Source organism: Nucisporomicrobium flavum, assembly GCF_016464385.1.
GTDB classification, from domain to species: Bacteria; Actinomycetota; Actinomycetes; order Mycobacteriales; family Micromonosporaceae; genus Actinoplanes; species Actinoplanes flavus_A.
Window position 1 is genome coordinate 55,443 of record NZ_JADMLH010000005.1, and the last position, 13,582, is coordinate 69,024.

Sequence of the window (13,582 nt, forward strand, 5' to 3'; positions counted from 1 at the left end):
ACCCTCCCGTGTCGCGAGCGAATCCGTGGCGGTCGTTCATGTACATACGTTTATCGCAGCTTTCCCCGACCTTGACAAGTGTTTCCGTGGCCACAACGCTCTGCGAGCAAGGTTTCCCTTGGAAAGGCGCTACCCCTCATGCGCATCCTCATCATCGGCGCGGGCGGCGTGGGCACCGCGGCCACCCGGATCGCCGCCCGGCGTGACTTCTATGACCGATTTGTGATCGCCGATTTCGACCCCGTACGCGCCGAGCGTGCCGTCGCGTCCGTTGCGGACGGTCGCTTCACGGCGGCCCGGGTGGACGCCTCCTCGGCGGAGGCCGTGGCCGCGCTGTGCCGCGAGCACGCCATCACGCACGTGCTCAACGCCGTGGATCCCCGCTTCGTCATGCCGGTCTTCGAGGGCGCGCTCGCCGCCGGCGCCGACTACCTCGACATGGCCATGTCGCTGTCCCGCCCGCACCCGCGGGAGCCGTTCGCGCGTACCGGGGTCAAGCTCGGCGACGAGCAGTTCGCCGCCGCGGACCGGTGGACCGCGGCCGGCCGGCTCGCCCTGGTCGGCATGGGCGTCGAACCGGGGCTTTCCGACGTGTTCGCCCGCTACGCCGCCGATCATCTCTTCTCGCGCATCGACGAGATCGGGATCCGCGACGGCGGCAACCTGGTCGTCGCGGGCTACGACTTCGCCCCCTCGTTCTCGGTGTGGACCACGATCGAGGAGTGCCTCAACCCGCCGGTCATCTACGAGCGCGGGCGCGGCTGGTTCACCACCGAGCCGCTGTCCGAGCCGGAGACCTTCGACTTCCCCGGCGGGATCGGACCGGTCGAGTGCGTCCACGTCGAGCACGAGGAGGTGCTGCTCATCCCCCGCTGGGTCGACGCGGGCCGGGTCACCTTCAAGTACGGGCTCGGCAAGGAGTTCATCGACGTGCTGAAGACCCTGCACAAGCTCGGGCTCGACCAGACCCGGCCGGTGCGCGTCGGCGGGGTCTCGGTGTCGCCGCGCGACGTGGTCGCCGCGGTGCTGCCCGATCCGTCCACGCTGGGCGAGCGCATGACCGGTGCTACGTGCGCGGGCACGCTCGTCACGGGGCTCGACAAGGCGGGCGCGCCGAGCACCGCGTACCTGCACCACGTCGTGGACAACCAGTGGTCGATGCACGAGTACGGCTCCCAGGCGGTGGTGTGGCAGACGGCCGTGAACCCCGTGGTCGCCCTGGAACTGCTCGCCGCCGGGACATGGTCGGGCGCCGGAGTGCTCGGCCCGGAGGCGTTCGACGCGGTGCCGTTCCTCGAGCTGCTGAATGCGTACGGATCCCCGTGGGCGATGCGCGCGCAGTGAAGCACTAGCGCAAATAGGTTTGCTGTGGAAACCTATTGGCATGACCACAGACTCGGTACCCGCCGGCGACGCCCGCCGGCTGCTCTCGGACGTCCGCTCCCTGGCGCATCGGGTACGGCAGGATCAGCGCCTGACCTGGGTCGCGCTGCTCGTGCTGGCCGGAGTGACCTTCCTCGGGATCCCGTTCGACTGGTTCGGCATGAAGGTGCACTGCCTCTCCGACGGCAGCTGCGAGTTCGCGCGCCGGGGCGTGCTCTATTACTGGCCGCCCGCGCTCCTCCTCGCGTACGCGGCGATCGCCTACAGCTATGTACGGGCCGCCCGGGCGCGGGGGCTGGGGGCGCGCGTGCTGCCGTACGCGGTGACCGGCGCCGTTACCACCGTCGTCTTCACCGCCCTCTGGGTGGCAGCGGCGCTCTACCTCCCGAGCCACCCGCAGGCGTTCCCCTCGTGGGTGATGGTGGTCGACCGGCTGTTCTCCCCGTGGGGCATGATCGGGATCGCGCTGCTGGTGCTGGCCCGGCTGGAACGCAACCTGCCCCTGCTGCTGTTCACCGTCGTCTACCTGGCGGTGATGCTGATGCCGCTCGAGGGCGCCTTCGGCTCGGAGACCCACTGGGGTACGCGCGGGGCGTTCCTGCCGCAGCAGATCCTCGCCGGCACCCTCCTGCTGCTGGGTGGCATCGGGTTCCGGCGCGCCGCCCGGCGGCAGCGGTGATCGACGAAGCGGAGAGCTCGCACCCGGCCACCGGGCTCGACGAGGTGGTGCACCAGCGGGTCCGGCTGGGGATCCTCACCATCGCGCACGAGGCCCGCCGGGTCGAGTTCGGCTACCTGCGTAACCAGCTGGAACTGACCGCCGGCAACCTCTCCAAGCACCTCAGCGTGCTCGAGGCGGCCGGGCTCATCGAGGTGGAGAAGGGGTACGAGGGCCGGCGCGGCCGTACCTGGATCACGCTCACCCCCACCGGGACCGCGGCGCTCGCGGCCGAGATCGGGCGGCTGAGGAAGCTCATCGACCGGATCGGCACCACCATCACCGAGGAGGACCGATGACCACCGCTCTGACCCGCCGCCAGATCCTCACCGCCGCTGCCGCCGCCGGGCTGGCCGTACCGTTCGGCGGCGCCGGGTGGGCAGCCCCCGCGCGGGCCCGGCTGACGCTTCCCGCGCCCACCGGGCCGCACCGGGTCGGGACCGTGACGCTGCACCTCGCCGGCGGCCCCGGGCGGCGCGAGCTGATGGCCGGCCTCTGGTATCCGGCCGCCGGGCGGCCGCTGCGCCACCCCGTGGCCCCGTGGATGACCCCCGCCTCCCTGCGCGCGCTGCTCGGGGACAACGGCTTCGACCCGGACGCCGCCGCGGGTCCGCGGACGGCCGGGCACCAGGGTGCCGCCGTGCTGCGGGGGCACGGCCGGCTCCCCGTCATCCTGTTCTCGCACGGCGCCGGGGGGCACCGGTCCGAGACGACGATCGTGGTGCAGGAGCTCGCCAGCCACGGATACGTCGTGGTCACGGTGGATCACACGGGCGACGCGTACACGGAGTTCCCGGGCGGGCGGGTCGTCGTGCCCGACGAGGACGCGTCCTTCACGCCGTGGGACTCCGCCGCGGACATGGTGTTCGTTCTGGACCGGCTCGACGACATCGCGGCCGGGCTGGCCGGCGCGCTCGACCTGGACCGCGTCGGCATGTACGGCTGGTCGAAGGGCGCCACGTCGACGGCCCTGGTCATGAACGAGGACCGGCGGGTGCGCGCCGGGCTCAGCCTCGACGGCCCGATGCAGTCGCAGCCGCCGGTCACCGGGCTCCGCCGGCCGTTCATGCTGATGACGGCCGAGTTCAGCCGCGCCGCCGAGCCGAGCGTCGAGGAATTCTGGTCCAAGCTGCGCGGCTGGCGGCTCAACGTGCAGGCCGACGGCGCGCTGCACGGGGCGTACTGCGACCACCAGTGGCTCATCCCCCAGCTCGCCGCGATCACCGGGATGAGCGACGAGGAGCTCGCCGGCTGGATCGGCACCCTCGACCCCGGCCGGGCCGTACGGATCCAGCAGGCGTACCCGCTCGCGTTCTTCGACCTGCATCTGCGGCACCGGCGGCAGCGCCTGCTCGAGGGGCCGAGCCCGGCCTTCCCTGAGGTGCGTTACCTGCCCTGACCCTCAGCGCAGCGCTGCCTCGAGGATCTCCAGCCCGCGGTCCACCTCCCGCTCGCCGATCACCAGCGGCGGGAGGAACCGCAGGACGTTGCCGTACGTGCCGCACGTCAGCACCAGCAGGCCGGCGTCGTGGCAGGCCCGCACGACGGCCGTCGTACGTGCCGCGTCCGGCTCGATGCCGCCGGGTTTGACCAGCTCGATCGCCAGCATCGCGCCGCGCCCGCGGGCCTCGCCGATGCCCGCGTCGGCCGCCGCCAGCCGTTCCAGCGCCGGCAGTATCCGGGCCTCGATGCGGCGGGCTGCGGCGGCCAGGTCCAGCTCTCGCATCGTCTCGATCGCAGCCAGCGCGGCGGCGCAGGCGAGGGGGTTGCCGCCGTACGTGCCGCCGAGCCCGCCCGCGTGCACGGCGTCCATCAGCTCGGCACGCCCCACGACACCGGCGATCGGCAGCCCGCCGCCCATGCCCTTGGCCGTCGTCACGAGGTCCGGCTCGACGCCCTCGTGCTCGCTCGCGAACCAGGCGCCCGTACGGCAGAAACCGGTCTGGATCTCGTCGGCGACGAACACCGCGCCGGCACCCCTCGCCCACGCCGCGATCGCCGGAAGGAACCCGGGCGCCGGGACGACGAAGCCGCCCTCGCCCTGGATCGGCTCGATGAGCACCGCGGCGACGTTCGCCCCGCCCACCTGCTTCTCGATGACGTCGATCGCGCGCATCGCGGCGTCCGGGCCGCTCAGCCCGCCGTCGCGCAGCGGGTACGACATCGGGACCCGGTAGACCTCCGGCGCGAACGGGCCGAAGCGGTGCTTGTACGGCATCACCTTCGCCGTCAGCGCCATCGTCAGGTTCGTCCGCCCGTGATACGCGTGGTCGAACACGACGACCGCCGGGCGCCCGGTGGCATGCCGGGCGATCTTCACCGCGTTCTCCACCGCCTCGGCGCCGGAGTTGAACAGCGCCGCGCGCTTCTCGAACTCTCCCGGCGTCAGCGCGATCAGCTGCTCGCACACCGCCACGTACGACTCGTACGGCGCGACCATGAAACAGGTGTGGGTGAACCGCCCGGCCTGCTCACGGACCGCCTCGACGACCCGGGGCGCGCTGTTGCCGACGTTCGTCACCGCGATGCCGGAGGCGAAGTCGATCCACTCGCGCCCGTCGACGTCGCGCAGCGTCCCGCCGCCGGCGCTTTCCACGTACGACGGCACCACGGAACTCACCCCGCGGGCCACGGCCGCCGTACGCCGCTTGTGCAGCTCCTCGGACGACGGCACGCCTACTCCCCGGTGTAGTGCATGACGTGCTTGATGCGGGTGTAGTCCTCCAGCCCGTACACGGACAGGTCCTTGCCGTGCCCGGAATGCTTGAACCCGCCGTGCGGCATCTCCGCGACCAGCGGGATGTGGCAGTTGACCCACACGCAGCCGAAGTCGAGCCGCCGGGTCATCCGCATCGCCCGGCCGTGGTCCCGGGTCCACACCGAGGACGCGAGGCCGTACTCGACGCCGTTGGCCCACCGCACGGCCTCGTCCTCGTCGGTGAAGCGCTGCACGGTGATCACCGGGCCGAACACCTCGTCCTGGATGATCTCGTCGTCCTGGCGCAGCCCGGAGACGACGGTCGGGGTGTAGAAGTAGCCGCGGTCGCCCTGCCGCGAGCCGCCGGCCTCGACCGTGGCGTGGTCCGGCAGCCGGTCCAGGAAGCCGCTGACCCGCTCCAGCTGGCGGGCGTTGTTGAGCGGGCCGTAGAGCACGTCCTCGTCGGAGGGTGCGCCGGTGCGGGTGCCGCGGGCCTGCTCGGCCAGCGCGGCCACGAAGTCGGAGTAGACGCCCGGCGCGGCCAGCACCCGGGTGGCGGCGGTGCAGTCCTGCCCGGCGTTGAAGTAGCCGGCCTCGGCGATCGCGGCGGACGCGGCCGCCACGTCGGCGTCGTCGAAGATCACGACGGGGGCCTTGCCGCCCAGCTCCAGGTGGGTGCGCTTGAGGTCGGCCGCGGCCGACCCGGCGACCTCCATCCCGGCGCGGACCGACCCGGTGATCGACACCATCTGCGGTACGGGGTGCGCCACCAGCGCCCGGCCGGTGTCGCGGTCGCCGGTGATGACGTTGAAGACGCCCGGCGGCAGGAACTCGGCGGCGATCTCGGCCAGCACCACCGAGGTGACCGGCGTGGTGTCCGAGGGCTTGAGGACCACCGTGTTCCCGGCCGCCAGCGCCGGCGCGATCTTCCAGACGGCCATCATCAGCGGGTAGTTCCACGGCGTCACCTGCGCGCAGACGCCGACGGGCTCGCGCCGCACGTAGCTCTCGTAGCCGGACATGTACTGCCCCGCGGACCGGCCCTCGAGCAGCCGCGCGGCCCCGGCGAAGAAGCGGAGCTGGTCGACGGCCGGCGGGAGCTCCTCGCTCCGGGTGAGCCCGATCGGCTTGCCGGTGTTCTGCGACTCGGCGATGACGAGGTCCTCGGCGTGGGCCTCGACGGCGTCGGCGAAGCGCAGCAGGGCCCGCTGGCGCTCGGCGGGGGTGGTGTCACGCCAGCCCTCGAACGCCGCCTCGGCGGCGCGCACGGCCCGGTCGACGTCCTCCGCACCGGAGACCGGGGCGCTGCCGAACACCTCACCGGTCGAGGGGTCGACAAGGTCGGCGTACCGGCCGTCGGCGGGCGCGGTCGGAGCTCCGGCGATGACGTTATGCAACACGGTCTTGGCGGACATCCGGCCTCCAGGGTGCGGTATCCCGTTCTGCTGCCCCATCCTTTCCACCGAATCCGCAGCTGACAACCCCCCGAACCCACGTCTTCCGTCGAAGTGGGGCCGCTGCGACCCCGCAGTCCACAGTGGCCTCCCAGTCGGATCGGTGACAGTCACCGAAGGTCACCCCGTGCAATGGTGACAACCGGGCACCAAGCACCCGGAAACGGGGAGTGGTGATGGACGTCCTCGCCGCCACGGAGAAGGAACGGGCAGACACACCGCCGCCGTCCGGCGACCGTTGGTGGCGCCTGCTTCCGGGAGTGCTGCCCGCCGTACTCATGACGGTGGTCGGCGTGATCGGCGCCGGGCGCCCCGTCCTCAGCTGGGACGAGGTCTCCACCGCCGACGTGGCGCGGCGGTCACCGGCGCAGATCTGGCAGCTCGTCCAGCACGTCGACGCCGTCTTCGGCCCGTACTACTTCTTCATGCACGGATGGACCCGGCTGGTCGGCACGAGCGAGCTGGACCTGCGCCTGCCCTCGATCATCGCGATGGCGGCGGCGGCCGGGCTGGCCGGGGAGCTGGGCCGCCGGCTGTTCTCACCCCTGGTCGGGCTGCTGGCCGGGCTGTTCCTGTGCATCCTGCCGAACAGCACGCGGTACGCCGCCGAGGCCCGCCCCTACGCGCTGACCTGCCTGCTCTCGGTCCTGGCGGTCCTGCTGCTGCTCAGCGCCACGGAACGCACAAGTAGATGGCGGTGGGTGGCGTACGGGTGCGCAGTGGTGCTGCTGGGCGTCAGCCACCTCGTCGCGCTGACCACTCTCGCCGCGCACGCCCTCATCGTGGTGATGCGCCACCGGGACGGCCCTCGCCGGGTGCTCGCGCCCTGGGCCGTGACCCTCGCCATCTGCGCCGTCGTGCTGCTGCCGGTGGCGTGGCTGGGCACCCGGCAGAGCGACACGCAGCTCACCTGGGTGGACCCGCTGACCCTGGGCAAGCTGTACCAGGCGCCGGGTGCCATCGCCGGCGCCCACCGCACCGCCTGGCTGCTGATCGGCCTGGCGGTGCTCGCCCGGTGGCGTCCGGCCCGCCCGGTCGCCTACCTCACCGTGCTGGCCCTGGCCCCGCCGGCCGCACTGGCGGTGGTGTCCCTGCTGTTCCACCCGTTCTGGGTCGGACGGTATCTGCTCATCGTGCTCGCACTGACGGCCATCCTCGCCGCGGTGGCCGTCGCCGGGACCGTCACGTGGTCGTCCCGGCGGGGCCGCGTGCTGACCGTGCTGCGTATCCTCGCCGTCCTGCTCCTGCTGGCGATGTCGGCGTACCCGGATCAGCGGCGGGTCCGCAGCGCCACCTACAAGAACGGGCCGGACTACCGCGGGACAGCCGCGCTGATCGAGCGGGACGGGCAGGCGGGCGATGCCCTGGTGTACGAGCCGCGTACCCGCGCTCTGCGCGCGGGTGTGGACTACTACCTGCGCCACGACTCCGCCCGGCCGCGGGACGTGCTGGTACACCGCCCGGCCGCGGAGGTCGGCCGATTGCCCGCCGACGAGTACCGTCGCGACGCCCCGGCCCGGCTGAGCGGCGAGCGCCGCGTGTGGCTCATCGTCGACGGCCACCGCGACGATCCCCTCGAGCGCTATCCCGCGCTGCGCGGGGTGCTGGGCACGCGCTTCGTGCGCGTCGGGTACTGGCAGGTCGATGGGGCCACCGTCGCGCTGTTCCGCAACCGGACCGGCGCCTGAGGGTCGTTCTCCTTCAGGTGACGCGGCTCGCGCCGATAGAAGCCCCGTGCGGCTACGGAGCAGATCGGGTGCGGAAGGCGGGTCGCGGCTGTTCGTCGCGTACGCCGCCGCCAGCCTGGTGCCCGTCGCGCTGCTCGGCGCCGTGCTCGTCAACGGGTACCGGGACGACGCCATCCGGCAGGCCGAGGAACAGGGCCGGTCGCAGGCCGTGGTCATCGCCGAGATGGCGGTCGCGCCGGCGCTGGAGGACGCGGACCTGACCGCCGGGCTGACCACGGCACAGCGCGACCGGCTGCAGTCCGCCACCGACTTCGCGATCTTCCACGGCTCCGTGGTGCGGATGCGCCTGCGCAGCTTCACCGGCCAGGTCGTGTTCTCCGACGACGGCTCCACCGTCGGGGGCGTACCGGTCGCCGATCCGGCGTTCACGGCCGCCGCGGTCGGCAGCACCGACGTGGCGGTCGTGCCCGACCCGGAACGGGGCCCCGGCGAGGTCATCCGCGTGCTGGAGCCGGTGGTGCCCAGCGCTTCCGGCCGGGCCATCGGCGTGCTGGAGCTGTACCTGCCGTACGAGACGATCGCCGCGCACCTGCAGCGGCAGATGAGCGTGACGTACTGGCGGCTGGGCGTCGGCCTCGTCGGGCTCTATCTCGTGCTCGCGCTGATCTCCTGGTCGACGACCCGGTCGCTGCGCCGCTACGCCGCCCGGCAGGAGCACGAGGCGCTGCACGACGCGCTCACCGGGCTGCCGAACCGCGCCGCGTTCCGGTTGCGGGCGCGGACAGCGCTGGAGACGGCTCCGCGGCGCGGCGCCGTCGTGCTGGTCGACCTCAACCACTTCAAGGAAGTCAACGACACGCTCGGCCACCACGCCGGCGACGAGCTGCTGCGGGTCGTCGCCGACCGGCTGGTGGGCGCGCTGCGGCCCGAGGACACGGTGACCCGGCTCGGCGGCGACGAGTTCGGCGTGATCCTGCCGGGCCTCGGGAGCGAGGAGGTGGTGACGCTGCTGGCCGGCGCCCGCGCCCGGCTCACCGAGGAGATCGTGCTCGACGGCATCCCGCTGACCATCGAGGCCAGCTTCGGCGTGGCCCTCTACCCCGAGCACGGCGCGGGCGTCGAGGAGCTGCTGCAGTCCGCCGACGCCGCCATGTACCAGGGCAAACGCGGCACGGTCAACATCGTCGTGTACGCCGGCGGCGGCGTCGCGCACTCCACCCAGTGGCTCGTCGTGCAGGCCGAGCTGCGGCACGCGCTGGAACGCGACGAGCTGGTCCTGCACTACCAGCCCAAGATCCGGCTGGCGGACGGCGAGATCTGCGGCGTCGAGGCGCTCGTACGCTGGCAGCACCCCGTACGCGGGCTGCTGCCACCGTCGGAGTTCCTGCCCGCCGCCGAGCAGTCCGGGCTGATCGAGCCGCTGACCGCGTGGGTGCTGAACCGGGCGCTGGCCGACCAGCGGGACTGGCTCACCGCCGGGCGGACGTGGCCGGTGGCGGTGAACGTGTCGGCGCGCAACCTCGAGGTGCCCGGCTTCGCCCCGTTCGTCGCCGCGACGGTCGCCGGCTACGGCGTACCCGCCGACATGCTGATGCTCGAGGTGACCGAGACCGCGCTGGCCGGCGACGCCGCGACCGCCACCCGGACGGTGATCGACCTGGTCGGCCTCGGCGCCGGCGTCGCGGTCGACGACTTCGGCGTGGGCTACACGAGCCTGTCGCAGCTGCGCAACGTCCCGGTGTCGGAGATCAAGATCGATCAGGTCTTCGTCCGCGGCATCACGCGCAACCCGCAGAGCGAGGCGATCGTGCGCTCGGTGATCGAGCTCGCGCACGGCCTCGGGTGCTGGGTGACCGCCGAGGGCGTGGAGACCGCCGAGGTGCGGGCCTGGCTCGAGGACGCCGGCTGCGACGCCGTCCAGGGCACGCTGCTGTCCGCCCCGCTGAGCTGGACCGACCTCATCGAGACGACCGGCCGGACCGGGCACGAGCTGCCCGCCGTCCCGGCCGGCATGTGAAAGGGGTACCCATGACGGCATTCCGGACGGCTCTCGCGTCGGCCGCGGTGCTGCTCGTCGCCGCCACGACCGGCTGCGCGGGCGTGAAGGGCGAGGCGGGCGCCGGTACGGCCGGCGACGTCGCCTTCGACCAGGGGCTGCACGACGCGCTCCCGCAGAAGGTCCGCGACCGGGGCACGATCCGGCTCGCCACCGACCCCAGCTACCCGCCCATGGAGTCGTACGGCACCGACGGGCGCAGCATCATCGGCTTCGAACCGGACCTCGCGGCCGCCCTCGGCGCGGTGCTCGGCATCAAGGTGGAGATGGTCGCCGCCGACTTCGACTCGTCGCTGGACGAGACGGCCGCCGGCACGTACGACGGGGTGCTGTCGGCGATGACCGACACCGCCGAGCGGGAGAAGATCACGGACTTCGTGAACTACTTCGCCGCCGGTACGTCGATTGTCGTGCAACGCGGCAACGCGCACGGCGTCACCGACCTCAAGGACCTCTGCGGCCGGGTCGTGGCGGTGGAGAAGGGCACGGTCCAGGTGGACCTGCTGGAGCGGTCGAAGCGGGGCTGCGGCACCCAGCCGATGACGGTACGCACGTACAAGACGAACTCCGACGCGCTGCTGCAGCTGCGGACCGGACGGGCGGTGGCCGTGCTGAGCGACTATCCGACCGCCGCGCACCTGACCACCGACCAGCGCACCCGCTCACACTTCCAGCTCGCCTCGACCGTGCAGTACGAGCCCGGCCTGTACGGCCTCGCCGTGGCCCGGGACGACACGGCGCTGCGGGACACGCTGCGCGACGCCCTGGACCGGCTGATCCGCTCCGGTGCGTACGCCGAGCTGCTGGAACGCTGGGGCCTCTCCAGCGGCGCGGTGAAGGCGTCGTCCGTCAACGCCGGCGGTGGCGAGGACTAGAATCGCCGGGTGCCGGTGCCCCTGCTGCTCGTCCTGGACGGCAACAGCCTGCTGCACCGGGCGTACCACGCCGGTGCGGGGGACGGCTTCCTGGACGCGGACGGCCGTCCGGTGTGGGCGCTGCGCGGGCTCGTCGGGTTCATCGCGCGGGCGGCGGCGTACCTGCGGCCGGACGCGCTGGTCGTCGGCTTCGATTGTCCGAATGACTCAGCGCGCCGGAACGACTACGGCGGGTACAAGGCGCATCGGCCGCCGAAGGCCGCGGACCTCGCCGAGCAGATCGCCGCGGCGCCCGAGCTGCTGACGGCCGCCGGGGTCCGTACGGTGGTGCCGCCTGCGTACGAGGCCGACGACGTGCTGGCCAGCTCGGCGGCCCACGCCCGGCGGCACGGGTGGCGCTCGGTGCTGATGACCAGCGACCGGGACGCGTTCGCGCTGATCGACGAGAGCACCTCGGTCCTGCGCGTCCGCAACGGCGGCTTCGACGAGGCGGTGCTGGTCGACGCGGCCGGGCTGCCGGAGCTGTGCGGGGTCGAGCCGTGGCAGTACAGGGACTTCGCGGCGCTGCGCGGAGACCCGTCGGACAACCTGCCGGGCGTCCGGGGCTTCGGTTCGGCCACCGCGGCCCGGCTGCTCGCGGCCTTCGGCTCGGTGGACTCGGCGTGGGCCGCCCTGGACGCGGGCGAGCTGCATCTGGTCCGGGAGGCGGTCGGCGACAAGGCCGCGGCCCAGCTGGCTGCCGACGGCGTACGCGAAGCAGTCGAGCGCAACCGGCGGCTCATGCGCATGCGCACCGACCTGGACCTCCCCGAGCTGGACGCGCTGCGGCTGCCGCTGAGCATGGCCGTGTTCCGCCGCGCCCTGCGGGAACGGGGCATCAACCTGGGGCCGTCGCTGTGGGCGCTCACCGGCGGGGTACCGCCGCAGCGGGAGCCGCTCGACGAGGACCCGATCCCGCAGCTGCGGCCCTGGGTGATCCGGCGCGGCATGAGCGGGCGACGCGACCCGACGCCGGGGCAGATGTCGCTCTTCTGAGGCCGCGCTCTATCCGGCCAGGACGTGCGCCTCGGTCCGGCCGCTCGCCGTCCCGGACTTCTGCATCTCCACCAGGTCGAGCTTGCCGTCGCCGTTCCAGTCCGCCAGCGAGAACCCGTGGCGGGCGTCCGTCGGCCCCAGCGCCGTCGTCGCCTTGAACAGCACCCGCCGGAAGGTTGCCGCGCCGTCCAGGACGCGTACCTCGGTCTTCCCGGACTTCGTGCCCGACTTCTGCACCACCACCAGGTCGGGCCGGCCGTCGCCGTTCCAGTCGGCGAGGGACATGTCGTGGCGGGCGTCGCCCGCGCCGACGGCGGTGGCCGCCTCTTCCAGGTAGCGCTGGAACTGCGAAGCGCCGTCGAGGATCCGCGCCTCGGTCCGCTTGCTCGGCGTGCCGGACTTCTGCACGACCACCAGATCGAGGCGGCCGTCGCGGTTCCAGTCCGTCACGGCAAAGGCGTGGCGTTCGTCCGTCGGCCCGAGCACGGTCGTTGTCTCCAGCAGATAGCGCTGGAACGCCGAGGCACCGTCGACCACCCGCAACTCCGTCCGGCCGCTCGCGGTCCCGGACCGCTGCACGACGACGAGGTCGAGCTTGCCGTCACCGTTCCAGTCGGCCAGGGAGAACGTGTGGCGTTCGTCCGTCGGGCCGAGGACGGTGCCGGTGTGCAGCAGCAGGTACTGGAAGCTGGACGCCCCCTTGGGCAGGGTCGACGTGCCGTCGAGGATGAACAGCTCGGTCCTTCCGCTGCCGGTGCCCGAGCGCTGCACCACCACCAGGTCGGGGCGGCGGTCGCCGTTCCAGTCGGCCGTCGACATGTCGTGGCGGGCGTCGGTCCAGCCCTGGCTGGTCACGGCCACCGCCAGGTCACGCCGGAAGGGCCCGGCCGGCTTCTTCGCCGAGGCCGGCTTGCTGACCGCGCCCTGCTCCACCGGGGCCGCCGCGGCGCTGCCCGGCCACAGCGCGGCCACGATCAGCCGCGCGTCCGGGGCCTCCGGCGCATACGCCAGCGGGAACCGGGAGCCCTGCACGCGCTGGCAGATCTGTCCGATGTCGCCGGTCAGCCAGCGGCCTCCGGGGTGCTTGCGGATCATCGCGTTGAGGAACGCCTGGGTGGCGTACCGGGGGTCGAGCAGCTGACCGGGGCTGCCCCACCCCTGCGAGGGGCGCTGCTGGAAGAGGCCCAGGCTGTCGTGGTCGACGGCGACGCTGTAGTTGTGCAGGGTGCTCTCGGCGATCGCCGCGGTCACGGCGATCTCCGCGGCGCGCTGGTTCAGCCCGCGGGCCCGGACGTTGCTCACGACCGCGCGGGCGCAGGAGATGTTGTAACCGGTCACGGCCGAGCCCATCCGCGGACCGGTCATCGCGGCCCTCAGGTGGTCGGCCACCGCCCTGTCCGCGGCGGACACACCGGCAGGCTGGCACGGGGCGGACGGGGCCGCCGCGGCGGCCATCCCGGGGACGGCGGACGTCTCCCGCGCTGCGGCGTAGGCGGGCGTCGCTGCGATCAGCGAACCGGCGACGAGCGCGGCGGCCACCACGGCCCGGACCTGCACCGCATCACCTGCCACTGTGGATCCCCCCGCGCACCGCCCGACTTCTCACCACAAACCTGCCATATACCGGGCCCGGCCGGAAGCGGGTCCGGCTGGGAGCCTGCTGTGAAGCGGCCGG

Annotated in this window: 11 protein-coding genes; 8 read left to right on the plus strand and 3 right to left on the minus strand. The window is 72.9% G+C overall.

All coding sequences use genetic code 11. The features are described from left to right. Positions 1-138: 138 nt before the first annotated feature. From IT780_RS14290 to IT780_RS14305, 4 genes are read left to right on the plus strand one after another with little or no spacing between them, the layout of a single operon-like run. Positions 139-1,344 (plus strand): saccharopine dehydrogenase family protein, encoded by a 1,206-nt coding sequence (locus tag IT780_RS14290; RefSeq protein WP_199512024.1) that lies wholly within the window; start codon positions 139-141, stop codon positions 1,342-1,344. 40 nt (positions 1,345-1,384) lie between these two features. Next, on the plus strand, positions 1,385-2,062 hold the full coding sequence (locus tag IT780_RS14295) for a hypothetical protein (protein ID WP_199512025.1): 678 nt from the start codon (positions 1,385-1,387) through the stop codon (positions 2,060-2,062). Further along, positions 2,059-2,400 (plus strand): transcriptional regulator, encoded by a 342-nt coding sequence (locus IT780_RS14300; protein ID WP_199512026.1) that lies wholly within the window; start codon positions 2,059-2,061, stop codon positions 2,398-2,400. Before IT780_RS14295 ends, IT780_RS14300 begins: the two co-directional genes overlap by 4 nt. Next, positions 2,397-3,500: an alpha/beta hydrolase family protein gene (locus tag IT780_RS14305; RefSeq protein ID WP_199512027.1), complete on the plus strand. Its 1,104-nt coding sequence runs from the start codon at positions 2,397-2,399 to the stop codon at positions 3,498-3,500. The genes IT780_RS14300 and IT780_RS14305 overlap by 4 nt, the downstream gene beginning before the upstream one ends. Positions 3,501-3,503: 3 nt before the next feature. Here IT780_RS14305 and gabT read toward each other — a convergent pair whose 3' ends face one another. Together gabT and IT780_RS14315 are read right to left on the minus strand one after the other, a co-directional pair. Further along, positions 3,504-4,775 (minus strand): 4-aminobutyrate--2-oxoglutarate transaminase, encoded by a 1,272-nt coding sequence (gene gabT / locus IT780_RS14310; protein ID WP_307831183.1) that lies wholly within the window; start codon positions 4,773-4,775, stop codon positions 3,504-3,506. Between the two features lie 2 nt (positions 4,776-4,777). Next, positions 4,778-6,214 carry a gamma-aminobutyraldehyde dehydrogenase gene (locus IT780_RS14315; protein WP_233412850.1) on the minus strand — a complete coding sequence of 479 codons (1,437 nt, stop codon included), beginning with the start codon at positions 6,212-6,214 and terminating at the stop codon, positions 4,778-4,780. 215 nt (positions 6,215-6,429) lie between these two features. On the opposite strand from IT780_RS14315, the gene IT780_RS14320 reads away from it, so the two are divergent. The 4 genes from IT780_RS14320 to IT780_RS14335 are packed head-to-tail and all read left to right on the plus strand — an operon-like array spanning position 6,430 to position 11,907. Next, positions 6,430-7,941 carry a glycosyltransferase family 39 protein gene (locus IT780_RS14320; RefSeq protein WP_199512028.1) on the plus strand — a complete coding sequence of 504 codons (1,512 nt, stop codon included), beginning with the start codon at positions 6,430-6,432 and terminating at the stop codon, positions 7,939-7,941. Positions 7,942-7,987: 46 nt separating this feature from the next. Continuing rightward, positions 7,988-9,958 carry a putative bifunctional diguanylate cyclase/phosphodiesterase gene (locus tag IT780_RS14325; protein WP_307831184.1) on the plus strand — a complete coding sequence of 657 codons (1,971 nt, stop codon included), beginning with the start codon at positions 7,988-7,990 and terminating at the stop codon, positions 9,956-9,958. A gap of 11 nt (positions 9,959-9,969) precedes the next feature. Then, positions 9,970-10,872 carry an ABC transporter substrate-binding protein gene (locus IT780_RS14330; protein WP_199512030.1) on the plus strand — a complete coding sequence of 301 codons (903 nt, stop codon included), beginning with the start codon at positions 9,970-9,972 and terminating at the stop codon, positions 10,870-10,872. A gap of 9 nt (positions 10,873-10,881) precedes the next feature. Then, entirely contained in the window at positions 10,882-11,907 is a 1,026-nt protein-coding gene (locus tag IT780_RS14335; RefSeq protein ID WP_199512031.1) for a 5'-3' exonuclease, read from the plus strand. Between the two features lie 9 nt (positions 11,908-11,916). Here IT780_RS14335 and IT780_RS43095 read toward each other — a convergent pair whose 3' ends face one another. Next, on the minus strand, positions 11,917-13,479 hold the full coding sequence (locus tag IT780_RS43095; RefSeq protein ID WP_199512032.1) for an FG-GAP repeat domain-containing protein: 1,563 nt from the start codon (positions 13,477-13,479) through the stop codon (positions 11,917-11,919). Positions 13,480-13,582 lie beyond the last annotated feature (103 nt).